Here is an 874-nt window from a genome sequence, read left to right as displayed (position 1 = left end):
TCCGGTTTAACGTTTGACGCGATTCCCTTTGACACTCCGTTGCGCCGGCGCCACCCGGGCGCGTCGGGTAAATTGCAACAGAATGTGTCAGTTATGTGTCCGGCATCGCCGGGCAACGTCATGAACCGCTCCAGTCAAGGCCCGTCGCGCGGACCGGAAGATTGTTCCGGAAATCGAAATGATCTGTTGTGCGAACTGCGTGCCGGCGATGCCAGGGATTGTCCCTACACTCGCGGCTCGTCTGGGAGCGCCGGTCCGGCGTTCCGGCATCAGGCATTTCTGGAAGGAGTCCTGCACATGAAAAAAAATCTCATCGCCGTTGCCGTCGCGGCATCGTTCATTCCAGTCGCGCACGCGCAGAGCAGCGTGACCCTGTATGGTCTGGTCGACGCGGGCATCACCTATACCAGCAACGTGAACCACGGCACGAAGTGGGCGCTGGGCAGCGGCGGCATCAACCAGAGCATGTTCGGCCTGCGTGGCGCGGAAGACCTGGGCGGCGGCCTGAAGGCGATCTTCACGCTGGAAAGCGGCTTCAACATCAACAACGGCCGGTTCGCCAACAACAACGGCATGTTCAACCGTCAGGCGTTCGTTGGCCTGGCGAGCGACCAGTTCGGCTCGGTCACGCTGGGCCGCCAGTACGATGCGGTGCAGGACTATCTGGCACCGCTGACCGCGACGGGCAGCTGGGGCGGCACGTACTTCGCGCATCCGTTCAACAACGACAACCTGAACACCAATGGTGGCCTGTCAGTCAATAACTCGGTCAAGTACTCGAGCGTGAACTACGGCGGCTTCACGTTCGGCGGCACGTACGGTTTCTCGAACCAGGCGGGCGCATTCGCGAACAACCGGGAATACAGCGTTGGCG

The 874-nt window shown here is 61.3% G+C and carries 1 protein-coding gene; it reads left to right on the top strand.

Annotated features, from left to right (window positions below; all coding sequences use genetic code 11):
• Positions 1-297: 297 nt before the first annotated feature.
• Positions 298-874: porin (locus tag PKKP23_RS33455; protein ID WP_138721061.1), on the top strand; the 577-nt coding region annotated here is incomplete at its 3' end.

Origin of the sequence: Paraburkholderia kururiensis JCM 10599 = LMG 19447 (genome assembly GCF_003986935.1) — a bacterium.
In the GTDB taxonomy this organism is placed as follows: domain Bacteria; phylum Pseudomonadota; class Gammaproteobacteria; order Burkholderiales; family Burkholderiaceae; genus Paraburkholderia; species Paraburkholderia kururiensis.
The sequence above is the reverse complement of the archived record's forward strand: the minus strand, read 5'-3'. Positions and strand labels throughout refer to the sequence as shown.